The organism is Ruegeria discodermiae (assembly GCF_030758345.1).
Taxonomy (GTDB): domain Bacteria; phylum Pseudomonadota; class Alphaproteobacteria; order Rhodobacterales; family Rhodobacteraceae; genus Ruegeria_C.
The window spans coordinates 178,609-204,910 of record NZ_JAVAMO010000002.1 but is presented as its reverse complement, the minus strand read 5'-3'; the positions used below and the strand labels follow the sequence as shown (position 1 = coordinate 204,910).

The following is a 26,302-nucleotide window of genomic DNA, read 5'->3' as shown; positions in this document are numbered from 1 at the left end:
ATTCAACAGTATGGCCTGACAATGACGGGAAGAAGTCGGTTGAGCCTTAGTTGAGGTCACCTATCAGCCCAAGCATGATGGTGCTCGGCTTTGATCCTCGGCGGGTTTGCGCGTTTACAGTTCTATCGTCAGCAATACTTCGCTCGCTTCAACCGAGACTTGGCAGCGGGCCTTTCAAACCGGGCATACCGCCCACCTGAGTACCGACGACAATCCAACGCATGCCCAGCGGCGCCAACGGTGGTACTCAGGTTTTCGCTGTCGACATAGCACGTACCGATATGACGGTCCCTATGCATCTCGCCTGTCTGGACGCAGGTTCACCGAGCCTACGAGAACCAAAACCAATTACGAAGACAGCGAAAAACCTACATGCGAAGCTCTTATTACGCCAAAATGCAACAGGTTACGTAGAAACCTCTTGGACTACACCGAAGATGTCGGGAGTTCGAGCCTCGCACGACCCACCACCTGCTTTGTCGTTGAGAGATCGAATGTCCTGAAGTGCTACAAGACATGCGCTGTCGTGTTCACGCCAATGAATCCAAAAGTTTGATTTTTTGGCCTTCGTTGTGCAACGTGTGGCACCTGGCGCACAAAGGCGCGTCTTTTTTATCGCCTCATATCATTTCTCTTGGTTTGCAGTGCCTTGAAATAATTTGAAAAAAAGGAACCTTGCGATGACCACCACAGTCCAAACCACCAACCTCATTGGAACCACCACGCAGCGCACGCTTGGCACGCAGGACGCGTTATTTGTTGTCGAGGGCGTCATTATCTCTACGGCTGGCGGGTCCACCACAATTCGCGGCACCGGCGGCGAAAACTCTATCTATGTGGATGGTACAGTCCTCAGTGACGGATACACCGCCCAGATGAGCGGCGGCGACAATGTCGTCAGTGTGGGACGCGAAGGTGTGATACGTTCCAACAACGAAACGGCCGCAGATACAAACCTCTTCTTGGCGGGTGGCAACAACACGTTGACCAACGCAGGTTTGATTGCGTCAGAGCGCACGATCGCGGTGTTGACCATCGGGAGTGATAACGAAGTTATCAATACAGGGTCCATCATCGGCTCAACCGGCGTATTTTTGGGACTTGGCGGAGACACTGGCGATCGAGTGATCAACTCAGGCACAATCATTGCGACAGATGTGAACCCGCTCACGAGCGTGCGCTACAACCATGGCGTTTTCAGCGAGGGTAACAACACAACAATCATCAATGAAGCAGGCGGCTTGATCCAGGCCAGTTACGAGGCGGGATCAGGCGTGTCATTGGGAAATGGAGGGGCTAACAGCGGAATTGGGTCCGTTGTCGTCAATCATGGCGCGATTACCTCTGCCCAGTATTGGGGCGTGGATTTCTTCAACTTGGGCGGCGATGGTTCGGCATCATTGCTAAACACCGGCTTGATCCAGGGTGCCGAGGGCTCTTTCCGAGGCGATGAAGGATCCGATGATGTCGTCAATTCGGGCCATATGATTGGCAATGTCGAGCTTGGCCAAGGCGATGACGTATTCGATGGCCGCGGTGGCGACGTGACCGGGCAGGTTTTGGGTGGAGCCGGCTCTGACATCTTCTATATCGACGATGGGTCGATTGATCTGGTGGAACTGGCAGGCCAAGGCGCCGACCAGGTGTTTGCCGGGTCGACCCATACGCTGGCCGCCAATATCGAACGTCTCACTCTTTTGGGGAGTGAGGATATCCATGGTTTTGGTAACACATCGAACAATACGATCATTGGAAATGGTGGCGACAACCGTCTGAGCGGTTTCATTGGAAACGATACGCTGAACGGACTTGATGGCGATGATCTGATCCGTGGTGGCCTTGGCAATGACACCATGAACGGTGGCACCGGCGATGATACGATTTCTGGCGGCGGCGGCAATGACGTCGCGAACGGTCTGGCCGGAAACGATTTATTGCGCGGGCGGTTGGGAGATGACACGCTCAGTGGCGGCGTAGAAGACGACCTGCTGTTTGGAAACGGCGGCAGTGACATCCTGAACGGCGGCCTTGGCAATGACACTCTGGTTGGCGGCCATGGTCAGGACACGCTGAATGGTGGCACGGGATCCGACACATTTGTGTTTCGCTACATTGAGGACAGCCGGAACGGCTTTGCTGATAAGATCAACGGCTATGTGCAGGGCGTCGACCAGATTGATCTGTCTCAGATCAGCAGCATGGCCGACACCGCCTTTTTTGGTGGTTCGCTCACCGGGTCGGGCAATGCTGAACTGCGCATCCTCGACAATGGCACAGACACGCGCATTCTGTTTGACAGCGATGGCAGTGGTCTTGCGGATATGCGGATCAATGTGCTTGGCGTTGTCGGGCTGGAAGCCGAAGACTTCATTCTGTAAATCCGCTTTTGGGAGGGCTTGAATGAGTCATCCCCGAAGGCGAAAACGGCAAGCATCAAAACGGGAATAGCGCGCGCATTCGCACCTCCTGACAGAATGCTCTCGCAGGCACGAAGGCTTTAACAAACGACCGCACAAGTGCAATTGACGGGACAGACGCGGTAGAGCTCGGGCAAGACACTCAGCACCGCGTCTGGCTTTGTGTCGTTTGCCACCTTGCGCCCATACCTATCGCGGTAGTTTCAAAGGTATGATGGGTCAGTAACAACAAGATCAATGCGCTCGTCGTCGAGTCCTTTCAAAGTCTGGCTTGCTTCACCGTGTATAGTTTTTTGAAATATCATGGCTTTTTCCTTTCTGTTACGCTCAAAGGAGGGGGGGTGCGCCTGCAACCCTTGAGGAAAAACTAGAACCGGCCCTAACATTCCTCTCAAACCCTTGGAAAATATGGGAAAGTGGCCACATCAGGCTGCGCCGACTGATCCTCAAACTGGCCTTTGCCGAGCGTATTCAATACTGCTGAAAAGCGGGTGCTAGAACCGCCGAAATATCATTTCTGTTCAGTGCGTTAGGGATGCTTTGCACCCAAGTGGTCTGTTTTGGTGCCGGTGATAGGCATCCAATCCCTATATCTTGGTGTTCCACTGTGCGTCAGATTTTGCGTGAATCCCGTGATTCCAGATAATTAAGTGTTCCACGGCACTTCACTGTGACCCACCGTATACCATATATTGAGGGTGGACAGAGAGGTGGACGAGATTGAGTCGTCAGTTGAACAAGCTGAGTGCCGCGACCCTGAAGGCTGCTGACCCCGGCAAGATTGCCGACGGTGGTGGCCTGTGGTTCCACAAGCGTGCAGATGGCGGCGCGCAGTGGTTTCTCCGCGTGACTGTTCACGGGCGGCGGCGTGAGATGGGGCTCGGCCCCTTCCCGGAGGTTTCGTTGCGCGAAGCCCGCCAGGAGGCCGACAAATGGCGTGCTGTCGTGCGTAGTGGATTGGACCCGATCAAAGAGCGCGAGCGCATCAAGCGGGAAGAAGCCAGTAAGCTGCACCTGCTGAAGGATGTTGCCGATGATGCCTTTGAAAGCCGAAAGGCTGAACTAAAGGGCGATGGCAAGGCGGGGCGCTGGTTCACGCCGTTGCAGCTTCATGTTCTCCCCAAGCTTGGCAAGGTGCCGATTGGCGATATCGACCAAAAGGACATTCGAGATACGCTGGCACCAATCTGGCATCAGAAAGCCGATACTGCCCGAAAGGCTATGAACCGACTGAGCATCGTATTCCGTCATGCTGCCGCTCTCGGGCTTGAAGTGGACTTGCAGGCGACCGACAAGGCCAAGGCGCTTTTGGGCAAGCAGCGGCACAAGCCAAAGAACATACCTGCCCTTCCTTGGCAGGAGGTTCCCGATTTCTACCAATCCCTTGATGGCGGCACGATTACGGAGCTCGCGCTGCGGCTGCTGATCCTCACGTCAGTAAGGTCTTTCCCTCTGCGCCACATCCAACTGGATCAGATAGAAGGTGACGTGTGGACGATCCCGGCAGAGGCCGTGAAGGGGCGCAGGGACGCTACCAGCGAATTCCGAGTGCCGCTATCAACAGAGGCCAAGAAGGTTATCGCACAGGCGACGCCCTTTGCGCGGGACGGATTCCTGTTTCCCGGTGTTCGCAAGGGCGTGATTTCTGACATGACCATGAGCGGCCTGATGAAGCGGCGCGGAATGGTTGAACGCCCGCATGGTTTCCGTTCGTCCTTCCGTGATTGGGTCGCGGAGACACAGAACGTACCGCATGAGGTGGCAGAAACGGCACTGGGACATGTCGTCGGGGGTTCAGTCGAGCGAGCATACCGTCGGACGGACTTCCTGGAGCAGAGGCGCGCGCTGATGGAGAAGTGGGCATCGAGTTTAGCCTTGCCGGATGTAGAGCCAAGCGCCGCTGGCGCAGGAGAAGACGATGATCCCTGAAGAACTGGAAGATCAATTTGACCTTGCCACCGCAGCTATCGAAGGGGGGATTCAGGATCTCTTGGGCCCCGAAAAAATCTCACTAGAAGATGTGACCGAAATTGGCCTCACACACTTTTTAATTTTTGTATTGCCCGGCATCGGCATTCGCGAGACAGAAGGCGGATATGTGCATTATGAGGTTGATAATGACGCCGCTAGCCTTTTGGGCGGCGCGGCGCAGTCGTTGCCTGAGGCCTTAGATGTAATGGTTGAAGTCTGTGCGATGAATACTTTCGTTGGGGCTCCGCTTCCTGACGCATTGCGCTCAAATGCAGCGATGCTGATCAGGGGTAATTTCCCTGGGGCAAAGGCGAGGGGCGCACGACCCTCTAAAGACTTCGTCATGAAGTTCTTGTTGAGGCAGTCCGCGTTGAGCGTCCGAGATGTTTTTGGTCTCAGTCTCACTAGGAACGCCGAAAGCGAGAATACACTAAGCGCTTGCGATGCAGTTTCGATGGTAGTCGAGCGGCACGGGCTGACAGTCCCATATCGAAGGCTCTCTGAGTGGTGCACTCATGCTGATCATCAAGGGTTTCGAAATCGTGCGGATGCAATGTGGAATCATCTGCTGGACACATTTCTCATAAAGACTGGCGCACTTAAGAAAAGTTCGACACCGTTCGGGCCATTTCAAGAATTGTCCCGCATGAGAGGTTGATCGATTTGCGGCAACGATAGTGCATCAAGCAACAGCAAGGTGCACAGCCATGAACCTTCTCTCCTTCAATGACCTTCAAAACAAGCTCGGCGGGCGCAGCCGCAGCTCTGTCTATCGTGATATCGAAACCGGACGCCTGCCGAAACCCATCAAATTTGGCGCGCGCCTCTACTGGAAAGAGGCCGACATAGACGCCGCTATCGATGCACAAGCCGCCTAAAAGAAAACCCCCACCCGCAACAGGCACGGGCAGAGGTCAATTCTATTAGGTTCGCACCATAAGAATAGTCCGAAACCCGCAGCCTTTCAACAACGGAAGGACATGCGGATGAAAACTATCAGTCAGAGATTCAACAACAAAACCTTCTGGGTAACAGACCCAGGTAAGAAGCCCCGCCAGATCATGGTCGGCGGGCGCATCCATTGGGCATTGGCGTCGCTCATTGCAGCCGGAGACGATGGCTGCACCCCAATCGACACTCCTGGCCCCCGGTGGTCTCACTACGTTTGGGTGCTGCGCCACGAGCATAGCGTTTGCATTGAGACGATCAATGAACAGCATGGCGGGCCGTTTTCTGGAACGCACGCTCGATATGTCCTCCGCTCAGTAGTCGAGCCAGCACCGGAGGTGGCAGCATGAGTACCCTGCAACTTCAAATCGCCACCCTGCGCCGTAAGCACGGCCTTTCCGAAACCGCAGCGAGGCTTATTGCCACGCTCTACTTCGGGGGGCGCAAGTAATGGATGCCGCTGCAATCACACACGCATTGGGCGGTCACTGGAAAAACGGGCGGGGTTCTGCACCCTGCCCAATCTGCCAGACCGAGCGCCGCCGCGACCAGACCGCTTTGTCGATCACTGAATCCGGTGGCCGACTATTGTTGCATTGCTTCAAGAGCGGCTGTCACTTCCGCGATATCGCAGATGCCGCCAGAGTTCCGCTGAATCGGGCGCAGGTCGATCCCGAGGCCGAACGCGAGCGCGAGACTAAGCGCAAGGAATACGACGCCCTTAAGCTGGCCAAGGCCCGTGCGCTCTGGGATGCGTCTGTGCCGATCCGGGGCACCAAGGCCGAACACTATTTGCGCGGGCGTGGCATTAGCTGTGAATTGCCGCCGTCGCTTCGGTTCGTTCCTGACCTGCATCACGCGCCGTCAATGACATGGTGTTACGCAATGGTGGCAAAGGTCGAACCGACCGGCGGTTGCCACAGGACGTTTTTGACCAAAAAGGGCGAGCGCTTGCAGAAGAGCGCCAAGATGATGCTCGGGGCCTGCGCCGGGGGCGCTGTGCGCCTGTCTGACACCGAGGGGCCGATAGTCGTCTGCGAGGGCATCGAGACAGGCTTGTCGCTGCTGTCGGGGCTGCTGGACCGCCCTGCGACGGTCTGGGCCAGTCTCAGCACCAGCGGCATGAAATCGCTACGCCTACCGGATCGCGCATCGGACTTGATTATCGCGACGGACGGCGACGACGCCGGGCGCGAAGCCGGTCACAAACTGGCCAAACGCGCAAGCCTTCAGGGATGGCGAGTGTCAATGATGACCGCGCCTGATGGCAAAGACTTCAATGACATTCTGCAAGAGGGGGGCACGGTATGACGATGATCCAACCCAAACCGTTTATGGAAGAAGGCCCGCAGCCCTTGTTGCGGGAAATTCCGGCTGGTGATCCATACCCGGTGCATGCGCTGGGGCCGCTCAAGGCCGCTGTGCTGGCCGTACAAGACAAGACCCAGGCACCCGTAGCACTGGCGGCGCAATCGGCCCTGTCCGTGGCGTCTCTGGCAACACAAGCATTCGCTGACGTTGAGACGCTGGGCGGGTCCGCTCCGGTGTCACTGTTCTGTTTGACGGTGGCACGATCCGGCGAGCGCAAAAGCGGCTGTGACAAGCTGGTCCTGTCCGCCCTGCGCCAGTACGTGATGGATCAGAATATGTCCTACAAGACTGACCATCCGCGCTATGAGGCGGCCAAAAAGCTCTGGGACGCGCGGCAAGCCAAGTTGATAAAATCCGCTGCCGGTACAGGCGGCGGCGCTATCAAGGCGCAGGCAGACCTTGAGGCTATGTCACCACCACCCAAGCCACCTGTAGAGCCGTCGCGCACGTCGCCCGATCCAACCTTTGAAGGTCTGGTGAAATCCTTCTTCACGGGATTCCCGGCCAAAGGCCTATTCACCGATGAGGGCGGCAGCTTCTTCGGCGGCCATGCCATGAACAGCGAGAACAAGCTGAAGACCTGTTCCGGGTTGTCGAGCTTCTGGGATGGATCACCCATCAACCGGACCCGCGCAGGGGATGGTGTCGGAACGCTCTGGGGCCGCAGGCTGGCGGCGCACATGATGGCAACGCCTGTCGCGGTGCGCCCGCTGCTGGCAGACCCTATCGCCAACGGTCAGGGCTTCTTGGCGAGGTTCCTGATTACTGAGCCTCAAAGCGAAATCGGCTACAGGCTGCGCAAGGGCTATGACCCGCAAAGCGACCTTGCCCTGAACCAGTTTGGCGCGCGCCTGACCAGCATCATTTCGACTGAACCGCCCCTGAAGGAAGGAACCCAAAACCAACTTGAGCTTGAACCGCTCGCGGTCAACGGCGACGCCCGCAAGCTGCTCTGGGATTACTACTGCGCGACCGAACAGGCGCAGCGCCCCGGCGGTGACCTATCTCACGTCACGGCCCACGCATCCAAGAGCGCAGAACAGGCGGCGCGCATAGCTGCGGTGATGACACTCTGGGGCAATCTCGACGCGCGAGAGGTTTCAGCCGAGGCCATGAGCAACGGCATCGCTCTGGCTCAATACTATCTATCTGAGGCGTCTCGGCTGGCAGATGCAGCGGTAATATCAGAGAAGACCGAACAGGCCGAAGCGCTGCGGCTGTGGTTGCAATCCTCATGGGTCGAGCCCGAGATACTGCCGGGTGACGTGGCCCAACTTGGACCCAATGGCTTGCGGGAAACTGCCAAGGCAAAAGAGGCAATGAACACGCTGGCGCAGTTCGGCCACCTCGTCCAACTCCCCGAAGGCACAGAGGTGCGTGGCAGGTCTCGGAAGCTGGCGTTCCGTGTGGTGCGGGGGTCGTGATGGGCGAAAAAGTTAAAAACCGTCTCCACCCTGCTAAACCCGCTAATCGTGCTAAACAGCCACTCTCCGGTGGCAGCGCAGACCCCCATTTTAGCGAGTTTAGCGACTTTAGCAGCCCGGCATTCACTTTCACCCGTTTTGCTTGGGGGAGTGATTATGAAGTGGTTTGACCCATACGAAGCACTGGACCGGATGCGTGCAGAGGGCGATGCAGATGATTGCATTCAGCGTGAAACTGGAACCGGCAGTTCCACTTTGAGCCAGCCGAATGCCGCGCAAACTTTTCGCGATAATCAGGATCGTGGCGGCGGCGCAGACCTTCCGCGCGCGCGGAGCTTTCAACCGCGACAGGCTGACGCGATTGAAGGCAAGGCCCAAGGTTTCCCGACAATCTGTCGGGAAACCACCCCTGAACCCCCGCACGGCAACTCAGTGGGGCTAAGGCCCAGAACATGGACGGGCAAAGTGGTCAGCTTGGAGGCATGGCGACAGCTATCCGAGTGGGAAAAGCACGGGCCGAATGGTCGGGTGTGGAACGGAAAATCCAAACAATGGGAGCAGACAGATGAGCAGTAAGAAAACAAAGCCAGCAGACTTGGTAAAAGCCGAAGCGGAGCAACCCGGCGAGGAGAGTAGGCCGCTGGCAAAATTTCAAGGATCAGAAGAGAAAGGTCATGAGCTTGAGCTTCTTCATCACAGAGCGCTGAGAGACGTATTTGGAACAGATTGCGAGCAACAAGCCAGTGACCTGATGGCGCATTGCTTGAAGGCCCTAAACAGTGCGGAGTCGGGAGGTTCAGGCGAAGTAAACGACGAACGGACCTTCATGGTTTCTATCATCCACGACATTGGGCCACGAGATGCAGTGGAGCGAATGCTGGCAGTCCAGATGGCAGCTACCCATGTTGCGACAATTCGGTCAGCCCGGTGGCTGGCCTGCACGGAGACAATACCCCAGGCTCAACTCCACTATACCGGCTTCAACAAGCTCGCGCGTACATTCGCCGCGCAGATGGAAGCTCTTCGAAAACACCGGAACGGTGGCAAGCAAACCGTCACGGTTCAGCATGTGAATGTAGAAGACGGCGGGCAGGCGATTGTCGGGAACGTCGAGACCGGGGGGCGTAGAGATGGAAGATGACAGCAACCCCATGCAGTTCGGCTTCTCAGCGCCAAGATGTACGGCCAAGTCAAAGCGCAGTGGTCTTCCTTGCAAAAACCCTGCTGTTCGAGGTTGGACTGTCTGTCGGATGCATGGCGCACGCGGCGGGCACGGGCCGGGCAAGGAAAATCCGGCCTACAAGCACGGTGCTCGCAGCGGTGCAGAGGCAAAACGGCGCAAGATGGTCAATCAACTTCTTCGGCTGGTTCGGGACGAACTAGATGGGGTCGGCGGCGAATAGGGCAGCCAGCTCGTTGCCCTTCGTAGTCAGACAGAACTGAGTTCAGGTGGTGTTTCACCTATGAAGAAGTACGAGCTACGACGGTCGTCCAGCGTGCGCGCAACGAATAGGTCGTCATCCACCTGACGGTAGTACATGTTCAACGCTTCGCCGTCCGCTGCAAAGGGCCACTGTGAGTGAATGGTGTGCCCAGCGCCAGTGATCCACCATCTTCCAACTTCCAGTGGGTCATCTTGAAGCTGCAGAAGTGCTTTGCCGTCAGGCTGAAACGCCAGAACATACACCTTGTCTTTGTTTGTTGTGCCGTAGGCCGACTTACCCGCGACCAGTTTGTTCAACTCGTTTCCTGTCATTCGGTTTGTGTCATCAATGTCTAGCTTGTCGTCAGTTCGACCGAGAAGATGGTTTCGCACTTCTTCTAGCATCGACTCGATTGAAGCCCCTGATGACTCGGCCATGGCCGGGAGGCCACAGAGGTAAGCTGCTCCTGCGGCAATGATGTCTCGTCTGGAAATTGTCATGTCGAACCTTCCCGTGTGAGTACGCCTCTGAATATTACACACTATCGACAAGAGTAGGACGGTAATGGTGGCGAAAAGGGCAGCTAGTGCGCCTTCAGGCCTTTCAGACCAGCCCATCCCAGCCAGTCTTGCCACCCGCGTGTTCGTTACAACTCTCAGGCATCATGGCGATATGGTCGCATAGAGTATGCAATTCTGCCCGGAGTTATGTTTTCGGCATTGAGCAAGAGCGAGTTCCTTTGCTGTTTCAAGCGAATACTGACCTCCCGCCCTACCTCCACCGTCATTTTTGGTGACGTACATTGCACCGTATGCGCTGTACCCCTGGCTGAATTCTTCAAACTTTTTTTGAGTAGTCGGTCCAAGCCTAATGCTGCTAAGACGTTCTGCCTTTCCAGCGCTTTGAACATTGCCTGCAATTTCCTGGCTTGGTGCTGCACAGGATGCCATCAGCCCAACTGCGACGACAATGGCAGCGACCTCAACAAACTTCATAGTAAGTTCTCTTTCTGCGGTCATTGCTTGCGCGCCCGTGCGTTGTCTCAACCGACATTCTAAGGGTCCGCAATCCTGAGGCGAGCGTGCCCGCTGCGTCCTCAGTTTGCAAGGCTGAAGCAAGTGACGCCCCCTAGAGCAAAGGTGATGGCGGATATCATGCCAGGCCTGCTGTTCTCTGTGTCGAAAGGCCAAGGTCGGTTCTGCGGACATTGCTGCCGTTCGTTGCAAAAGTTTCAATAACTGTTTTGGACAAGCCGGCGGGATCAGAAACGCCACGTTGCGATGGCCGACCATATGAGCAGGCCTACAAGGCCAAGCACCGACGCTGACGCAGTAATGCCTGACCAAGAGGAAACAAGAACGTAAGTCTCAAAGAATTCTGGATAGTCAGTGTATCTGCGCGGCGCTGGCAATATGAAAGCGAGTACGCTTTGGAATGAGTTTCCGACAATGAGCGCGATGTGCAGGAACCAAAATAAGACTTTGGTCAATTTTGGGTGTCTCATAGCGCCAAAGCGCGTTTGTACCCAAGTAATCGCACCTAACAATGCCATTGCGATGCCGAGGCTCATCGCAAAATGGCTGTGGCTCACGACGTAGTACGAGCCGTAATGAGCAGGCTCTGATTCTTGAACTTGGCTTAGGACAATCTGCGCGGTTGCGAAGCCCACGACGCCGAAAATCGCATAGACGATAGCTGCTGTGAAAAACAATGCAGCAGGCATCCAACCACGAATTTGAACCAACAATGGAGCCAGGATCAAACTGGCCAGAAATATGAAAGAGTACACTACGCTTTCGTCCACTCAAATTGACACAGCTGTTGTCAGTGAAGCCGACATTGGTCCATGTCGCAGCAATTGGCAACGTGGGCTCACAGCAGCCATCCGTAGGCCTCTACGTGCGCTGTCAAGACACCCAACGCTGAGCTCACGGATATCAGCACTGAATGGCAGCGGTACGCCGCCCAACCGCACGCGCTTAGCTTGCATACTTTGGGGTATTATGATACCCTTTCCGCAAAGAGCAGCGTGAGCAGTTGACCATCCCATGGACACCAAAAACCACTTCGAATGGCGACACTACATCCGGTCGAAGGCCGACCTGTACACCGCCCTTCAGCGGTCGGGATTGTCTGGGTTTGGGATGGTCACCCAGCTTGTATTGCTGAGCCAGATACCGGCTATCACGCACCCGGAACCGGAGAGAATGCAATGAACCAGATCCAACCAGTGAATATGCTTGGACGCGTCGCAGGCGCTGTGCAGACGGCGGGCGCAATCCACGACATGCGCAACCGAAACGCCTTGCGGGACGTTTACCAAGAACACGGTCAAGGCATCCTTGCCGGAGACCCTACCGCCATGAATGCCTTGGCCGGTGTTGACCCAGGCCGGGCGCTCGACTTCCAAAGCACGCATCAGCAAATGGACTACCGCAGACAGGCCAATGACCGCGCCGTTCAGGATCAGCAGCGCAAGATTGACGAGTATGTTGCCGGTCTGGATGCCGCCGAGGCGGCCCAACAAGCCCGGGAACTGGAGACCGGGATTGCTCAAGGCATCAGGTTCTATCAGGCGGGCGACCTTGATGGCCTGAATAACTTGCTGGTGGGTTATCAGATAGCGCCTATTGGCGCGCTCGAAGAATTCCCGGCTGTTCTAGCGCCATATGGCGAAGTGCTTGATAGGCTCAAGCAAGTCCAGCAATTCAGCGCTGGCCCTGCGCCGCTTTCGGCGGCTGGCAAGGTTCAGGCAGACATCAATTCCGGCCTGCTTCCCCAGGGAACCCCGCTGCGACAGCAGGCCGACAGCTTCAATGTGACAACGGCGGACGGAACGCAGGTCCAATACGGCCCACCGTCCGGTCAGAACACCCAGACTACTGGCACCCCCAGAGATGCCAAGAAGCTGTCTCAGGAACTCAGCAAAGGCGACGCCGCCACCCTGAATGAAGTCAGCGAAGCAGCACGCACCGCCTCGCAGCTTGAGTCACTGGCCAACCAGCTTGAGACCATCACCCCGCAATTGGGCTACACCGGCCCCGGTGGCGCGTTCTACGGCGCTGTTGATGATATGGTGGGCTTTCTGCCCGGTGACAGTGGCGCACGGGGGGCGTTCAAGTCTCTTGCAATGGAGGCGCAGCTTTCCTTCACCGAGAAAACCAAGGGCGCAATCACGGATCGCGAAATGGCGATGTTCAAGGCGGCGGTGCCGAACCTTGGCCAGACACCAGAGGCGAACCGAATGATTTCCCAGGTCATGCAGGCTGGTGCGAAACGAGTACAAGCAAGGGCCGCATTCTTCGAGAACTGGGCGCGTGTTCATGGCAGCCTTGAGGGCGCGCAAGAAGTCTGGGGTGAGTACATGCGGGACAACCCCTTGCTCGCTGAAGGACCGGGCGGCCTCACGGTCAATCCCGAGGGTGACTGGAATTCCTACCTGAACCGGAAACCGGCCATGAGCTACACGCCTGAGAGCATCATGCAGATGGGGCGGGATGAGGTTGGCATGGTGCCGATTGAGCGGCTGACAGGGCCACAAATCGACGCGCTGGAAATGCGCATGCAGCAGTTGGGGTTATGATATGGATGACCTGAGACAACGCATTGCGGCAAGACGCGCTGAGCTCAACCAGAACGGCGGACAGATGGCTGGTTTGCGAGACAGGATTGCCAAGCGTCGCGCCGAACTGTCTGGCGAGGTCATAGCCACCACCGATGACGGCGGGCAGGTGTTCAAGCGGCAAGACGGCTCGCTGTCATTCACCTCCCCCGGATACGCTACCACGGATCAGAACCGCATCGAGGAAATCATGCAGGGCGCAAAGCCGGTTGATCTGATGCAGGGCGATTTGGATCGGGAACGCATCGCCCAGAACCCCATTGCGGCCAGGGCGCAGGAATTCGTTCAGGGCGCACCGTTGGTTGGTGAATGGGCCGATGAGGCAGTTGGCATGGTTAGCCCGCAGGCGGCGGAGAACATGCGCCTCACGTCCGACGCAATGGAGCGACAGCACCCCGGCCAGTCCGCCGCCTTGAATGTGACAGGTGGTATTGCGACGGCCATTCCGCTCGCGACCAGTGCCGGGATCGGCAAGGCCGCCGACTTCATCAACAAGGGTGCGAAAACACTCACGCGAGGTCTGCGCGCCGGTACGCTAGCCGCTCCTGCCGGGATGATTGAGGGAGCATCCAGCTTTGCCGGTCGGGCAGAGCCCGGACAACGTTTGCCAGAGGCCGGAAAGGGTGCTGCGGTAGGTGGTACGCTCGCGGCACTTCTTGGCCCTGTTGCCTCGATGACCGGTGAGGGCGTCACCAAACTTGCCCGCCGCGTGAAGGGGTTGGACGTGCGCACCATCATGGAAGAGTTCGGCCTGTCCCCAGCAGCCGCACGAACGGTCAAACAGGCGTTGGTCAATGACGACTTGGACGCCGCACAGGCGCAACTGTCTCGGTTGGGTGACGATGCCATGCTGGCGGACGCTGGGCCGTCCACACAGGCCTTGTTGGATGCCAGCGCCAATACAGGTGGTACTGCGCTCAGAGTGGCCCGTGAGGCGTCGGAAGCGCGCTCTGCTAAGGTTGGGAAGCATATCACCCGGACCCTCGATGCCGTGTTCGGAAAGCCCAAGGGCGTGAAGACCGCAGCCCGTGAGATATCGCAAGGGACGTCACAGGCCAGACAGGCGGCTTACAGCCGCGCCTATGCCCAACCCATCAACTATGCCGCCCAGACGGGTCGGGATATCGAGGGTGTTCTGTCTCGCGTCCCGCCGCGCACCCTGAAATCTGCAATCTCCGAAGCCAATGAGGCGATGACGGCGGCGGGTGCCCGCAATCAACAGATATTGGCTGACATTGCCGATAATGGGACCGTCGCGTTCCGGGAAATGCCCAACGTCCAGCAGTTGGACGAAATCAAGAAAGCGCTGGACGGCATTGCGCGAGAGTCGGTGGATCAGTTCGGCAGGCTCAATGCAGCGGGCCTGAGAGCGCGTAAGCTGGCCGCTGAGTTAAGAGAGGCTCTGAAAGCAGCAAATCCCGTCTACGGACGCGCTCTGCGCCTTGGCGGGGATAAGCTGCAACAGGACGAGGCGCTAGCCCTTGGTAAGAACCTCCTATTCAAGGGAACCACGGTTGAGGACGTGCAAGGCTTTCTGCGGCAAGGCGTCTCCAATGAAGCCCGTCAGGCGCTCCGGCAGGGCATCCGGGAGAGCATTGAAAACAACCTATCCAATGTGCGCCGCACCATCACAGACCCGAATGTTGACGCCCGCGAGGCCATGACGCTCATCAAGGACATGTCCAGCAGAGCAAACCGGGAAAAGCTGAAGTTTGCGGTTGGCGGCCCGCGTGCTGATCGGCTGTTGCTGGAACTGGATCGGGCGGCAGCGGCGTTGGAACTCAGGGCAGCGGTAGCACAGAATTCCAAGACTGCCATTCGTCAGTCCATTCAGGGTCAGGTGACGGACGAAGCGGCACCCGGCCTTCTACGCCGCACTGCCGGGAACATTGGCAATCCCTTGGAGGCCGCAAGGCACGTCAGTCAGCAGGTTGCGTCCATCGACCCTCGCAGCATGAGCGCGCGTGAGAAAGCGGTGTTTGACGAAATCGCACAGTCACTGGTGGGCATACAAGGGCCAGAGGCGAGGCAGGCATTGGTTGCCGTTAAGAAGGCCTTGATCGGTCAGCCGCTCAAGGATGGCCAGTCCGAACTCATCGGGCGTGTGGTGGCTAACTCTGGCGCTCTTGGGCTTTATCAATCAGGGAAGCAAGCCCTAGCACAGTGATGGTTCCGCAGAGGCAAGCAGCGACAAAGGGAACCATACCGAATGTCTTGTAAATCTGGATGTAGCCCCATCCGATGCAATAGACGGTCACAGGGGCGGATATCAGGATCACGATAACGGCAATGTTGATGAGAAATCGGCGCATGGGAACAATTTAGGTACCGACCGGACACAGGTCCAGAGGGGATCAGATATGAACACCAAGGCAGAGATTTGCGGAGCCAGGACGAAAGACGGCGTGTGCATGAATGCGCCTGTGACGGGAAAGGAGCGGTGCCGCCTTCATGGCGGATTATCGACAGGGGCCAAGACGCCTGAGGGGCGCGAGCGACAGGCGGAGGCAAAGCGGGCGCGATGGGATGAAATCAAGCAAGCTTTGGCGCTTTATCGGGATCAGGCCGCAGAGTGCGGCTAGCGGATCGACGCCAAATATTGCAAGGAAGGGTGCCGCAAGATGGCAGCACGCAAGCGGCGGGCCTCCGAGGCGGGATCTGGGGTGTGATAACATCAAGCATTACCTGCAAAGCAACAAACACTGTTGCCCTTGCTCGATCATCGGTGCCTAGTGCTTTGCAGATGAAGTACCAGTTCAAGGTTGTCGATGCGCTTAGTATATCTGTCAGTAATCGCCCTAGTGGGTCTTTCGGCCTGCGATGTGAGCCCACCGGAAAATGTTTCGAGGCAAGTAGCAACTACCAGCGACTTTGAAGAGGGCGAAATAAGTTGGTGCCGCTACTATTCAGATGGCGATTCAACGTGCTTTGCCACGTACAATTTTCTTTGGGATGCCATCGTTGTTGATGGCGAAATTGAAATTTGCGGGATTGGCTACGCATCGAAAACAACTCGCAAACCCATCAATAGGAAGATGATGCGTTCGGCGCGGATTGAGTACCAGGGCCGCACGATCCTGAGAGACTTGAGCTTCTTCTATGACGCTGAAACGAATCCAGACATAATCGGGAGAAGCTCAAACTGCCGAAAAACCAGAGTTACTGCTCGCGGTTCGTTGTCAAATCTCAATTTGATCATTCCAAACACTGGTGAGAAGATTAGGCTCTGATAGTATTAGATCCAGTAGATCAACAATACCTCGCCCGCTTCAACCGAGACTTGGCAGCGGGTGTTTCAAACCGGGCATATCGCCCGCCTGAGTACCGACGACAGTCCAGGGCATACCCCGCAGCAATCACAGCTGCCCCGATATCCTGACCATCGGCGTAGCAGACACCGACGTACCGGTCATAGGTCTTCTCGCCCGTCAGGTCGCAGGAGACGGCCTTACCGCGTAGATAATTCACCATCCATCGTTTAGCGCTCTGGCCTGGTTGTGTGTTGAGTTCTGGAGCGTCTACGCCTTGAAACCGAACCGGGACGCCATCCCATACGATGGTATCGGCATCGCGCACTTGTACGGCGGCAGTGGCACTGCACGCAGCCAGCAGCAACAGGGGAAGTATCAGGCGCATTCGTGTCTCCTTAAAAGAGTGTTAAGATAGGCACGAAGGCGTTAACAAACGACCGCTCAGGTGAAATTGGCGAGAAAATCTAGGCTCTCTGTCTGTTCGGAGCTGGGCCAATGGCCGGGCTACTCTGGCCGCTTTCTTGTGATAATCTGCGACGCGTTGACATGGGTTTTGGGGACTTGGAGTCATTGCCATGACTTGGGAGACACGCATAAAGGCTACTGCCGTATTCGTGAGTATGTTGGCGATTTTTGTTGGTGGTTGGCAGTACTTGCAAACCCAGAAGGTCAATGCCGCAAGACCATACTTAGAAAAGAAACTTGAGTGGTGCGAGGAAGCTGTGCGCGCCACTTCCAAACTTGCAGTGGCGCGAGAGGCGAGCGCGCGAAATGAAACTGAGTTTTGGCAGCTCTATTGGGGCGTAATGGGCCTGATCGAGAACGACTCAGTTCGGGACGCGATGGTGGCCTTTGGTAGAGAGCTCAAAGAAAAAGGCGGACAATCGGGCGATTCCGACTTTGATCCCACGAGCGCATGGGGACTGACGGGTCTATCGCTAGACTTGGCCCACGCCTGTAGGGTTGAGCTTGCAAACGAGTGGTCTCCACACTGGCGCAACTAAGTCAAACCTAACTAACTACCCGTCCTGTGCGCCGCCACGCGCCACAATCTCAAGCACCCCGTCAGGCAATGCACGCTGTAGCCCACCAGCTTCTTCCCAAGGCGCAGTAAGCCACGTCTCAACCTCATCGGGCGTTTGAAGGATCACCGGCATGGCCTTCGGGTGGATCGCGCCGACAACGTCATTCGGTTCGGTGGTCAGGAAGCCGTAGAGGTCCGCGTTTACCTCGCCTTCCTTCACCTTCCGCACGCTGGTCCAGTTGGTCCAGACGCCTGCAAAGAACATCAGGGGCCGGTCCTCGTTGAGGGCAAACCAGACTGGCTCGGATTTGCCCTCTGCGTTCCTTCCCGGCTCTGAGAACGAGGTGAAGGGCACGACGCAACGATGCTCCACTGCCAACCAGCGCCGCCAGTGGGGGCTTTTCGTGTTCCTGACGTTCGTGACGCCCCGGTCAACCTTCTTGCCCTTCAGTGCGAAGGCAGGGCTTGGCATACCCCATCGACCCAATGCCAGTTCCCGTTGGCCGCCATAGTTGCGGACGATGGGGGCTGTATAGTCTGGGTAGATACCGGGCTGCGGGGGCATGTTTCCGACCGCAGGGGTGGCTGTCATGGCATTGGTGAAGTCAAGCACCGCCTGACGGGCAGATGTGTGTGAGTACAGATTGCACATGGAAAAGCAGCTTAAGTATTAGCTGGCTTTGATCAAGTCGTCGCCGTTGGCGTCTTATTGGCAAGGCCCGCTGTGCGGACAAAGCGGCTAATTGCAACGCATCATCTGATGCCTGATCCTCAAAATAGTATCAATTTTCAGCTATCGCCGCAGACAGAATGCACTCATTTGGGTTTCGGGAATGAAGACTCTTCGTCTTCCTGAGGCTCCGTGATTGAGTGCTCTTTGTCCTCCATTTCCAACATAGGTGACAACCAGAGTGCTGCCAGAAGCCCAAGTATAGAAAAGACAACTAAACCCAAAGCCCAAGATAGGACCACGGCCCAAATGGGAGCAGAGCTGCTGGTCGACACAAATACAAGATAGGAATGCAGGGACTTGATGATGATTGCCCACGGAATCAGGGAAATGCCGTAGTACCAAATCGGAATTCTTTTTTTCTTGAAAAAGCCTCCGTGCGCCCTTAGCTTGGGCATCAAGCGTGGCAGAAAAAAAATATATATAGCAGATGCAATACCGCAATTAATATAGAATATCCCAAGCGTTAGCATTCCAGCTTGTATCACCGCATAGGGAACCAGTTCGTATCCGAGGCCGCGCAACACGATTGAAACTATGTAGTTGAATAGTGCGACAAGAAGCAGGAACGGTAGACAAAGACGCAAGATGGTCTGTGGATTCAGAGATTTAAGCCCTTTCTCCAAGCTTTGGAACGAAGGTGACATTTCTACTAGAACGTTTGTACCCTTAGTTAGATGTAGAATTAGCACGAGCTCCGCCATAAAAATAGCGAGCGGAACAACGACGAATGTGATTGGCCCAACGCCTTCTAGGTTTCCATCTTGGAGCTTTTGGGCGAACAAAGATGGTCTCATCAAAAACTCAAGTGCTGCAAGCGAAATGCTCTCCAGCAGCCCAGAAAAGGTAGAAATACCGTCCTCAACTAATTTGTCGAAGTTCACTTCCACCTCCATTTAGTGGCTTGATTGAAGTCGCGCCCAGGGATTCTTTTTGTCTGGAGCGAGCAACTAGTTGGCACCCAATCCTATCAATTGCAAAGCAACGAGACCAATAATTTCTACAGCGCAACATTCGCCTTTGCCCAGAATAACTTCGATCAGCCATCAAAGGTCTTCCAGCGTGCCAGAGGTCGGCAGAGCGGACTTTACTACCGTTACTTCAAGTGCCCATTTTGCTTATGATAAGTCAGAAGTCTGGAATGCTGTATAAGCCGTCGCGCTTTACCGTCCATACTGATCCTATCTGTGTGTGTCGTCGGTGTTGCTCTGTGTGGGTCTCGATTGCTCACAGGTTCAAGTCAGCCAGAAACTGGCATCTTATTCGTTTGCTTCTGCCTCTCCGGGGCGCGCGCCGCTTTCGATTTGAGAAAATAAACGGTGGTTGCTGGCAAGTAGAACCACTTGGGCTCTAAGTTGCCCTGCGTGACTTGAAGCTACTCATCCCCCAGCATCACAGTCTTCCACGTCTGGATCAGCTTTGCAGGACGGCGCACCGGCAGTTTCCCCAGGTCTTCCTGCTGTGGCAGTCGCGCCCGCATGTCCACATATTCACGGCCATGCTTGTGACAGGGCAGCACCGGCTCATGCATCGGCCAGTCGGGGCCAACGATGTCAACAAGGTCTGAGGCAAGGAAATGGACCTTGCGACGGCACAGGTTGCACCGAAGCGTGATGACCTGACCATCAGCCGCCGCGTCTCGCAACGTGCGGCACTTGCCGGGGTATGGATGGGCTGGCGGATGAGAGACAGGCATAAAGAGAACATAATAGGAACATTGCAGCTTGCCCAAGCTGAAAATCGCCCCTAGCTTTCCCGCCATGCGCACCAAATCCCGCTCCCGCAAGAAAGCCGCTGACGAACTGTTCTATCCTCTGAGGGTCCGTGTGCTGGTTCCTGTAGATGGGTTCGGGCGGAGCTATGACGACCTGCACAGATGGATGGACGAGCGCGCAGGGCGGGGCCTGTGGGGCCACAACGCCGACTGTGTGCCTCGTTACGACCTCAGAGACTCAACGGCCTTCTACATGGCCGATCCGGGGCTTCTGGTTCCGTTTCTTGAGGAGTTTGACCTAGAACTTGCGCAGGGCGATCCAGAGCGTCCCGGTGAGAGTTCATATCGGTTGATGGGGCCGATGTCGGGGATGAACCGGTAATGCTGGTGGTAATCTCAAATCGCTGAAATCAGCGCGCTTGTGACTCCTATCTCCGGCACCCAGTGCGGCCCGCTCAAAACAACGTTGGCTCTTTCTGTACCTCAGTCAGAACCTTTGAAACCAAGTGCAACTGTGTTATGATTAACCCGGCTTCCGTGTATCTAAAGTTTGCCAAATTTCTGAAAAACTAATGTTTTGAAAATAGTTGATGGGAAGTGCAATGGACTCCGTAAAGCGCCTAGGAAAAATGAAGGTCGACTTGGATGAACTCTCGAGGTACGTCGAATACATTAATGCTGAGGAAAAGAGCTTCGATAAGTATCGAGATGCTTGGCCGGCAGACGAACAAAATAAGATGGAGCGCTCATTCGCGCGATCAAAACAAAAAATAGAGAAGGACCTATTGAATATTTGGTCTAAAATTAGAGGTTACAAGTTTGAAGCTGAGGTATCACTTAAGCAACTAAAGAAATTCCGCACGAACCGTTCGCAGAAGAAAAGGAAGCAAGGTGATATTGCTTCAAAGGACATTGAAACCGGTCAAGCACGTGTTTACCAACTCAAATCTTGCTCAAGTCACGATAACGGTGGTGTCAATCAACACATTCAAAAGGCGTTTCTACAACTCTTCGGAGGCAAGAAGGAAGTTCCCAAGGAAGGCGCAAAACTGATTTCGGAGATAGAGCTTCATTCCGGAAAATGCTACTGGCCGATGACACAACCAAAATACCAAAACAAAGACGTCAAGAAAGGTGTGTTGATTGCTGCTGCAAGAAAAGCCATTGATAATCAGGTTAAGACAGCTCTGAATACGGTAATTGGAAACAAGCTGCCTGCGGCCAAAGAGGCGTTTTATCTTAAGGCATCGACAACTAAAATCGAAATCAGGATAAGATATCGAAAGCAATTACAAACAGACAACAAGATCAACGGAAAATACGAGATGCGCAGCAGGTGCAAAGAACAAGCACTGAGCGTGTTGGTCTTTCCAGTACTGATTAGCGACAAGGGCGTGGTCAGTGTCGGTCACTGTTCGGCAAAATAGCCCGGTTCTCTCCTGCTTCGACGTTCAAAGCCGTGGAAGTTGCCTTGTCTTATAACAGAGGTAAGTGCATTCAGTGTGGTCTAACGGTAGACTCCGTAGCAGATGTAGCAGGGGTTGCTGGTCAAAAGAAGAGGCCCGGCAGGCACCGGGCCAGTATTGGGATACATAGGCCGGGCAAGCCTAGCTTCGGATTGTTACTGGCTTATGAACATGTCTCGCTCAGGGCTGGGGCGAAACTTAACGCGCGCCTCGCATTAGGTCTGCGCTGGCTTCGCTCTCGCACACCAGAGTGTCACAGAAAGCCCCACAGGCCCAAGAATGACACCCAGCGCCAAATGTAGCCGAACGCTCAGGCTGCGGTTCTGCGCAATGTAGGCGCAAGCGAGGCCGCATAGGATTGAGATTGCAATCGCTGCTAACATGGCTCCGATGTGTGGGTGCTGACCATGCAAATCAATAGGCAGCGATCCACACCAAAACCGATTGGGAATTGTGAGGATCGAGATGACTGACATTACGCGCATCAAACCCGGCGAACGAATGAGCCAAGCTGTCTCGCATAGCGGTTTGGTTTGGCTGGCCGGACAGTGCGGCATCGCTGGGCAAAGCATAACTGAGCAGACGCAAGATGCCCTTGCAAAGGTGGAGGCGCTACTGCTGGAAGCCGGTTCTGACAAAACCCGGATACTGAGCGCGACAATCTGGCTGTCAGACATCGCTTCCTACGATCAACTGAACGCGGTTTGGGATGCATGGATACCGGACGGCTGTGCGCCAGCGCGAGCTTGTGGTGAATCCCGTCTTGCTGGCGAGGGCTATGACGTCGAAATCATATGCGTTGCTGCAATTGCCTAACTCTGCTCTCAGTGGTCGGCTTTGTGCGAATGGCGCAAGCAAAGCGCCTTTACTGCCGCCGGTCGATTAGCAGGATTAGCGGCTTTAGCAGCCCGGTCGGGGGTTTCCCCGTCTTGGGGGGTACGTCTACGCGCGTCGACAATGTTGCCGGGGTAAATGCGTCATACATACACCTCCGACGCCCCCCCAGAATTGGGGTGAGTTGCGACACCGGGATATCGGCAACCGTTGCCGATTTGAGCGGGCGTGAGATGGGGATTTGGCTTGCAGAGTTGGCTGACGACCATCGGAGAGATGCTTATAGTGGCTACCGCAAAAAAACCAACCAAGCCTCTCCAGCATTTACCACCGCTTCAAGTTTCGAAGGGTTCAACGCAAAGTAGCCACCCCCGATGGCAGGAATGCCCCACTTGATTGCCGTATCAACTGCCAGATCAATCTTAGACGCCACCCATTCCAGTCCCATCTTGAGCGCTGCCACGAGCCGGTCCAGAATGTCCTGCACCCGATCCGGGTCAGGGGATGCCGCCTGAGCCTCCACCATTAATTCTGTCATCGGTTCCCAAACAAAGATCAATTCGTTGGGCCTTGGAATGGCTGTCTCGATAATTGCCTCAGGCGGGTGGTTGCCACCAATACCGAAACGCGAGGCAGCAGAGGATGACAGTTCGGCTTCCAGCTCACCAATGCGGGACCGAACTTCCTGGTTCGCCTGAATCTCAGCGATCCGCCCCGCGATATGCGCTTGCCCCTGTTCCCAATCCTCCGTCGGGATAAGAGCAACACGACGCTGCAATTCCCAATCTAGGGGCTTTCCGATATGATATCCTCGATACCAGTACCGCCAGAAATCCCAAACATCAGGTTTTGAAATCCAGTGGCGTGTGAGCAAGTTGCGTTTCTTTTCCATCGCGGCAGACGGAGTTGACCAGAGCGGTTGATCAAAATGCGCTAAAGGTGCCACCGGCGACCCCAGCCGCCTCCAGTCGGCAAATATCTCGCTTTCGGAAATCTCGGATGCCTTTCTTGCTGCCCGCACGGCATCAGCAGCAGCATCGGCAACTTCTTTACTGGAAACCATGTTCCCTCGGAAGAACGACGCAGAGCGCGCAAGGCCATTGGCAGTTGCAATCGTTTGCCGGACTGCACTTTCGGCCAATTTGTGACTTGCCGAGACGGAAGCAATGGACTGTGCTGCAGACCGGGCTGCGGCCCGAGCTTCACTCGATGGATCAAGCAACACCGCCGAATGAACAATCGTGGCCCTTAGAAGTGGCAACAAGATTGCGTTCAGATTGTCGGATTGAACATCAGCAATAACCGGAAGAACCCTCAGAGACGAACGCGCCGCCAACGCCAGTGCTTCAGCTTCGCTTTGTCCGCGTAGAGAGTTCACAAGGTCGACGTATTCGCGAGAGGCCAAGGGTCAAGCTCCGGGCACTGAAAGAACCTGATACCGGATCATAGTCGCCCAGGGGCACATCACGCTAGACAAAAGGTATAGTCTTTGGGGCTGTGTCCGCCTAGCCAGACGCTAGGTTTAAGCATTGCCGTGCCTCATGGATGGCCGTGCGGTGTAGCACAGGGCCAGTCATTGGCTCTTAGTCGTCAGCGCCACCCCCGGCCCGGCAGCAACCTCGCCGCTGTCCAGGAACTGGATGCCTTGGGTCTCGAAGGCTGATCGGATGGCGTGCTCGTTGGGGCTGCTTAGATGGCGTGTTCTACCGCTCTCGAAGCTTCGGAGAGTGTCTGGTGGTATTCCAGCTTCATCAGCGAGGTTAGCGGCGGTCCAGTTCAGTAACATTCGTGCGGCTTTGCAGGTTTCTTTGCTCATAGGCCTCATTACACACCTTTTGTATCTTTTTACAACCCTTGTGTTGACACATGAATTGTGCATACCTACATATAGATTGTAGGGGCCGGTGGAGCAAGATTTGCGCCTATGCTATGCGTGACCATCAGCACAACATGAACTGCGCACCGACCAATACGGCAAAGCGCAACCAATAATAAGCGACCGATCAAGGAGAAACAGAAATGAATGTCCAACGCGCCAGCGCGAACGATATTGTTCGCCCGAAAAAATCAACACAGGACTGCCAGGATACCGCGACCCACTTGGAGGGCTTGCTTGAGGCAGCAATTGAACTGCACGCCGGTGAAAGGCATGACGACCAAGTCATGAGCATTCTGGTTGTCGCCGAGAATATGGCGAACGAACTGGCGGGCGCTCTGGACTCGGTGAACCAGTCATGAGCATCGATTACGAGAAAGCCGAAGCACGCGCGAAACTATATGCCCATACGATAGGTGTGAATTCCCCGGCAAGCCTTGTAGCCGATGATGGTGCGCCATCCCGTGAAGTATTGAATTTCTGTCTCACAAACGGCGCGTCACTGGACTGGATATTTCTAGGAGACGTGCGCGGCATGATCCGGGATAGCTACAAGCTGGCAAAACTAGAGCGTGAGTCAGAGACTGAGGCCGATAGCCATTATCACGGTGCGCTTGAGGATGTGCGCTAGAAAGAAACTTGACCAACCGGGGCGCAGCGTTCTCTTCGCCCATTTATTTCTAACGAGTGTTTCCATGACCTTTTACCAAGTGAACCGGAGCTGGTCAGATCAGTTCCTGCCGGAGATTAGGCGCATCGTCGGGGGCCACTTGCTCAAGGCCGCGCCTGATCCTCTGGATCACTTCCAGGCCACGGACTTGGTTATGCTGGACGCCAAGGACATGCGCATCGCCGCCCGCGTGCGTCGTCCCGGTTACTCGATGCTCTACCCCAATCAGTTCACCATCCGCGCACAGGTGCCATCTGGCGCAGAGACAGAGCTATCCAAGATAGTGAACGGCTACGGCGACTGGATGTTCTACGGCCACGCGGGCATTGACGGGCTGTCGCTGCAAAACTGGTGGCTCATCGACCTACGCGCCTTCAGGGCCGCTTTGATCCGTCACGGAGCCAACGGCAGCTTCATTCGCATGGGCGACAAGCGGAACCCGGACGGGACGTGCTTCAAGTGGTTTGATATCCGGTCGTTTCCGGCTGATCCGCCGTTGGTGGTGGCACGGGGGTGAGAGCGGCACAGCTTTTTTGTTCAAACGTGACTCACTTCACAGAAGGTCAGCGGCGCTTGGTTCATGCTGGACTTGTTAATTGGTTACGTCAGCAAGACGTTGGTTCAGTAAATTCCCCAAAAGGTACGGGCACGCCACAGGCCGTGCCCGTTCTTTGTTTTGAAGGACGCGTACTAGGCAAGCAGCACGTCGCAACAGTGGCATGAACGCTTTGCCGATACGGGCTGCCCTCTGTCGAGTATGGGCGTTGCTTGTATGCGAATGTCAGGTCTAAACCAAAAACACGTAGGCTTAGGAACAAAGAAAACACACTCATGGAGGCCAGGATGATACCGCTTGAGAAACCATTGAGATTAGCTAATGCGGCTGATGCTCATGCACTTGCGGATTTGGTGAATTTCGCCGGAGAGGGATTACCGCTCCATGTTTGGACTGGGCTAGCACAGGATGACGAAGACCCTTGGGCCATTGGCCGAGCGCGACAAGCTGAAAAAGCGAGGGAGGGTCAAGTGGTAGTTGTCGACTTTGGAAGTGGTGCCGTAGCTGGCCTGACTGGCTACGGGATCGGGTCCGAACCGGAAGAAATTGGGGCTGACTTTCCAGCGCTGTTCCGTCCGCTACAAGAGCTTGAGAACCAAGCGCTTGAGAGTTGGTACGTAAATGTTTTGGCCTGCTACCCAGAGAACCGTGGTCAAGGACTTGGCTCGCAGCTCCTTGATCTCGCCGAAGACATCGCCCGCGCTGACGGTTACAAACGAATGAGTGTCATTGTTGCCGATGAAAACGTGGGCGCGAGACGTCTCTACGAGCGAAAGGGATATTCGGAGTTGGCGAAGGCGGCATGTGCAAATGATGGTTGGGAGACCGAGACCGAAAACTGGGTCCTACTGGGCAAGTCGCTGACATGACAAAATCCACTTGAGAGTTTCACGCGGATGGTGGCTTTGGTGCGCTTGGCCGACCTTGGCGCAACATCATCGGCTCCTCACAAGTTCAGTCCGGGGCGTTTTCCCAATCCTGGGGCCAATGAGCAGATGTACTTT

The 26,302-nt window shown here is 55.7% G+C and carries 30 protein-coding genes; 22 read left to right on the top strand and 8 right to left on the bottom strand.

What is annotated here, in order from left to right; translation table 11 throughout:
* Positions 1 to 680 precede the first annotated feature (680 nt).
* The 10 genes from Q5Y75_RS07975 to Q5Y75_RS07930 all read left to right on the top strand — a co-directional run bounded on the left by Q5Y75_RS07975 (position 681) and on the right by Q5Y75_RS07930 (position 9,534).
* The gene (locus Q5Y75_RS07975) at positions 681 to 2,378 is read left to right on the top strand and encodes a calcium-binding protein (protein WP_306196058.1); all 1,698 of its coding nucleotides are present in this window, start codon (positions 681 to 683) and stop codon (positions 2,376 to 2,378) included.
* 759 nt (positions 2,379 to 3,137) lie between these two features.
* Positions 3,138 to 4,346 carry a tyrosine-type recombinase/integrase gene (locus Q5Y75_RS07970; protein WP_306196056.1) on the top strand — a complete coding sequence of 403 codons (1,209 nt, stop codon included), beginning with the start codon at positions 3,138 to 3,140 and terminating at the stop codon, positions 4,344 to 4,346.
* A complete protein-coding gene (locus Q5Y75_RS07965; protein ID WP_306196054.1) occupies positions 4,336 to 5,046 on the top strand; it encodes a hypothetical protein in 711 nt (236 codons plus the stop codon). Before Q5Y75_RS07970 ends, Q5Y75_RS07965 begins: the two co-directional genes overlap by 11 nt.
* A gap of 49 nt (positions 5,047 to 5,095) precedes the next feature.
* Positions 5,096 to 5,266 carry a helix-turn-helix transcriptional regulator gene (locus Q5Y75_RS07960; RefSeq protein WP_306196052.1) on the top strand — a complete coding sequence of 57 codons (171 nt, stop codon included), beginning with the start codon at positions 5,096 to 5,098 and terminating at the stop codon, positions 5,264 to 5,266.
* Between the two features lie 108 nt (positions 5,267 to 5,374).
* Positions 5,375 to 5,686 (top strand): winged helix domain-containing protein, encoded by a 312-nt coding sequence (locus Q5Y75_RS07955; protein WP_306196050.1) that lies wholly within the window; start codon positions 5,375 to 5,377, stop codon positions 5,684 to 5,686.
* A gap of 100 nt (positions 5,687 to 5,786) precedes the next feature.
* Positions 5,787 to 6,647 (top strand): DUF7146 domain-containing protein, encoded by an 861-nt coding sequence (locus Q5Y75_RS07950; protein ID WP_306196048.1) that lies wholly within the window; start codon positions 5,787 to 5,789, stop codon positions 6,645 to 6,647.
* On the top strand, positions 6,644 to 8,131 hold the full coding sequence (locus Q5Y75_RS07945; protein ID WP_306196046.1) for a YfjI family protein: 1,488 nt from the start codon (positions 6,644 to 6,646) through the stop codon (positions 8,129 to 8,131). The genes Q5Y75_RS07950 and Q5Y75_RS07945 overlap by 4 nt, the downstream gene beginning before the upstream one ends.
* Before the next feature lie 156 nt (positions 8,132 to 8,287).
* Positions 8,288 to 8,707, top strand: a complete 420-nt coding sequence (locus Q5Y75_RS07940) for a hypothetical protein (protein ID WP_306196044.1) — start codon at positions 8,288 to 8,290, stop codon at positions 8,705 to 8,707.
* The gene (locus Q5Y75_RS07935; RefSeq protein WP_306196042.1) at positions 8,697 to 9,272 is read left to right on the top strand and encodes a hypothetical protein; all 576 of its coding nucleotides are present in this window, start codon (positions 8,697 to 8,699) and stop codon (positions 9,270 to 9,272) included. Before Q5Y75_RS07940 ends, Q5Y75_RS07935 begins: the two co-directional genes overlap by 11 nt.
* Positions 9,262 to 9,534 (top strand): HGGxSTG domain-containing protein, encoded by a 273-nt coding sequence (locus Q5Y75_RS07930; RefSeq protein ID WP_306196040.1) that lies wholly within the window; start codon positions 9,262 to 9,264, stop codon positions 9,532 to 9,534. The genes Q5Y75_RS07935 and Q5Y75_RS07930 overlap by 11 nt, the downstream gene beginning before the upstream one ends.
* Positions 9,535 to 9,560: 26 nt before the next feature.
* Here Q5Y75_RS07930 and Q5Y75_RS07925 read toward each other — a convergent pair whose 3' ends face one another.
* The 3 genes from Q5Y75_RS07925 to Q5Y75_RS07915 all read right to left on the bottom strand — a co-directional run bounded on the left by Q5Y75_RS07925 (position 9,561) and on the right by Q5Y75_RS07915 (position 11,359).
* Positions 9,561 to 10,055 (bottom strand): hypothetical protein, encoded by a 495-nt coding sequence (locus tag Q5Y75_RS07925; protein ID WP_306196039.1) that lies wholly within the window; start codon positions 10,053 to 10,055, stop codon positions 9,561 to 9,563.
* 162 nt (positions 10,056 to 10,217) lie between these two features.
* Positions 10,218 to 10,550, bottom strand: coding sequence for a hypothetical protein (locus Q5Y75_RS07920; protein ID WP_306196038.1), 333 nt, complete (start codon positions 10,548 to 10,550; stop codon positions 10,218 to 10,220).
* A 266-nt stretch (positions 10,551 to 10,816) separates the two neighbouring features.
* Positions 10,817 to 11,359 carry a cbb3-type cytochrome c oxidase subunit I gene (locus tag Q5Y75_RS07915; protein ID WP_306196036.1) on the bottom strand — a complete coding sequence of 181 codons (543 nt, stop codon included), beginning with the start codon at positions 11,357 to 11,359 and terminating at the stop codon, positions 10,817 to 10,819.
* Between the two features lie 408 nt (positions 11,360 to 11,767).
* Between Q5Y75_RS07915 and Q5Y75_RS07910 the strand changes: the two genes are divergently transcribed.
* The 4 genes from Q5Y75_RS07910 to Q5Y75_RS07895 all read left to right on the top strand — a co-directional run bounded on the left by Q5Y75_RS07910 (position 11,768) and on the right by Q5Y75_RS07895 (position 16,407).
* On the top strand, positions 11,768 to 13,138 hold the full coding sequence (locus tag Q5Y75_RS07910; protein ID WP_306196034.1) for a hypothetical protein: 1,371 nt from the start codon (positions 11,768 to 11,770) through the stop codon (positions 13,136 to 13,138).
* 1 nt (position 13,139) lies between these two features.
* A complete protein-coding gene (locus tag Q5Y75_RS07905; protein WP_306196033.1) occupies positions 13,140 to 15,344 on the top strand; it encodes a hypothetical protein in 2,205 nt (734 codons plus the stop codon).
* 193 nt (positions 15,345 to 15,537) lie between these two features.
* The gene (locus Q5Y75_RS07900) at positions 15,538 to 15,759 is read left to right on the top strand and encodes an HGGxSTG domain-containing protein (protein WP_306196031.1); all 222 of its coding nucleotides are present in this window, start codon (positions 15,538 to 15,540) and stop codon (positions 15,757 to 15,759) included.
* Positions 15,760 to 15,945: 186 nt separating this feature from the next.
* Complete coding sequence (locus Q5Y75_RS07895) at positions 15,946 to 16,407, top strand: hypothetical protein (RefSeq protein WP_306196029.1); 462 nt, start codon at positions 15,946 to 15,948, stop codon at positions 16,405 to 16,407.
* A 19-nt stretch (positions 16,408 to 16,426) separates the two neighbouring features.
* Here the strand turns inward: Q5Y75_RS07895 and Q5Y75_RS07890 are convergent, their stop codons facing one another.
* Complete coding sequence (locus Q5Y75_RS07890) at positions 16,427 to 16,813, bottom strand: thermonuclease family protein (RefSeq protein ID WP_306196027.1); 387 nt, start codon at positions 16,811 to 16,813, stop codon at positions 16,427 to 16,429.
* Positions 16,814 to 17,003: 190 nt separating this feature from the next.
* On the opposite strand from Q5Y75_RS07890, the gene Q5Y75_RS07885 reads away from it, so the two are divergent.
* Positions 17,004 to 17,432: a hypothetical protein gene (locus tag Q5Y75_RS07885; protein WP_306196026.1), complete on the top strand. Its 429-nt coding sequence runs from the start codon at positions 17,004 to 17,006 to the stop codon at positions 17,430 to 17,432.
* 15 nt (positions 17,433 to 17,447) lie between these two features.
* Here the strand turns inward: Q5Y75_RS07885 and Q5Y75_RS07880 are convergent, their stop codons facing one another.
* The 3 genes from Q5Y75_RS07880 to Q5Y75_RS07870 all read right to left on the bottom strand — a co-directional run bounded on the left by Q5Y75_RS07880 (position 17,448) and on the right by Q5Y75_RS07870 (position 19,878).
* Positions 17,448 to 18,104: an SOS response-associated peptidase gene (locus Q5Y75_RS07880; protein ID WP_306196025.1), complete on the bottom strand. Its 657-nt coding sequence runs from the start codon at positions 18,102 to 18,104 to the stop codon at positions 17,448 to 17,450.
* A gap of 164 nt (positions 18,105 to 18,268) precedes the next feature.
* Positions 18,269 to 19,066 carry a hypothetical protein gene (locus Q5Y75_RS07875; RefSeq protein WP_306196023.1) on the bottom strand — a complete coding sequence of 266 codons (798 nt, stop codon included), beginning with the start codon at positions 19,064 to 19,066 and terminating at the stop codon, positions 18,269 to 18,271.
* A 491-nt stretch (positions 19,067 to 19,557) separates the two neighbouring features.
* Positions 19,558 to 19,878, bottom strand: coding sequence for a hypothetical protein (locus Q5Y75_RS07870; RefSeq protein WP_306196021.1), 321 nt, complete (start codon positions 19,876 to 19,878; stop codon positions 19,558 to 19,560).
* Between the two features lie 28 nt (positions 19,879 to 19,906).
* Here Q5Y75_RS07870 and Q5Y75_RS07865 point away from each other — a divergent pair, with 28 nt between their 5' ends.
* From Q5Y75_RS07865 to Q5Y75_RS07855, 3 genes are all read left to right on the top strand, one after another.
* Positions 19,907 to 20,278 carry a hypothetical protein gene (locus Q5Y75_RS07865; RefSeq protein WP_306196020.1) on the top strand — a complete coding sequence of 124 codons (372 nt, stop codon included), beginning with the start codon at positions 19,907 to 19,909 and terminating at the stop codon, positions 20,276 to 20,278.
* Between the two features lie 220 nt (positions 20,279 to 20,498).
* A complete protein-coding gene (locus Q5Y75_RS07860) occupies positions 20,499 to 21,323 on the top strand; it encodes a hypothetical protein (protein ID WP_306196019.1) in 825 nt (274 codons plus the stop codon).
* A 504-nt stretch (positions 21,324 to 21,827) separates the two neighbouring features.
* Positions 21,828 to 22,178, top strand: a complete 351-nt coding sequence (locus Q5Y75_RS07855; protein WP_306196017.1) for a RidA family protein — start codon at positions 21,828 to 21,830, stop codon at positions 22,176 to 22,178.
* Between the two features lie 307 nt (positions 22,179 to 22,485).
* Here the strand turns inward: Q5Y75_RS07855 and Q5Y75_RS07850 are convergent, their stop codons facing one another.
* The gene (locus Q5Y75_RS07850; protein WP_306196015.1) at positions 22,486 to 23,601 is read right to left on the bottom strand and encodes a hypothetical protein; all 1,116 of its coding nucleotides are present in this window, start codon (positions 23,599 to 23,601) and stop codon (positions 22,486 to 22,488) included.
* A 614-nt stretch (positions 23,602 to 24,215) separates the two neighbouring features.
* Between Q5Y75_RS07850 and Q5Y75_RS07845 the strand changes: the two genes are divergently transcribed.
* From Q5Y75_RS07845 to Q5Y75_RS07830, 4 genes are all read left to right on the top strand, one after another.
* Positions 24,216 to 24,434, top strand: a complete 219-nt coding sequence (locus Q5Y75_RS07845; RefSeq protein ID WP_306196013.1) for a hypothetical protein — start codon at positions 24,216 to 24,218, stop codon at positions 24,432 to 24,434.
* Positions 24,431 to 24,703 carry a hypothetical protein gene (locus tag Q5Y75_RS07840; RefSeq protein ID WP_306196010.1) on the top strand — a complete coding sequence of 91 codons (273 nt, stop codon included), beginning with the start codon at positions 24,431 to 24,433 and terminating at the stop codon, positions 24,701 to 24,703. The genes Q5Y75_RS07845 and Q5Y75_RS07840 overlap by 4 nt, the downstream gene beginning before the upstream one ends.
* Before the next feature lie 64 nt (positions 24,704 to 24,767).
* Positions 24,768 to 25,259, top strand: coding sequence for a hypothetical protein (locus Q5Y75_RS07835; RefSeq protein WP_306196008.1), 492 nt, complete (start codon positions 24,768 to 24,770; stop codon positions 25,257 to 25,259).
* 326 nt (positions 25,260 to 25,585) lie between these two features.
* Positions 25,586 to 26,167: a GNAT family N-acetyltransferase gene (locus Q5Y75_RS07830; protein ID WP_306196006.1), complete on the top strand. Its 582-nt coding sequence runs from the start codon at positions 25,586 to 25,588 to the stop codon at positions 26,165 to 26,167.
* The last annotated feature ends 135 nt before the right edge of the window (positions 26,168 to 26,302 follow it).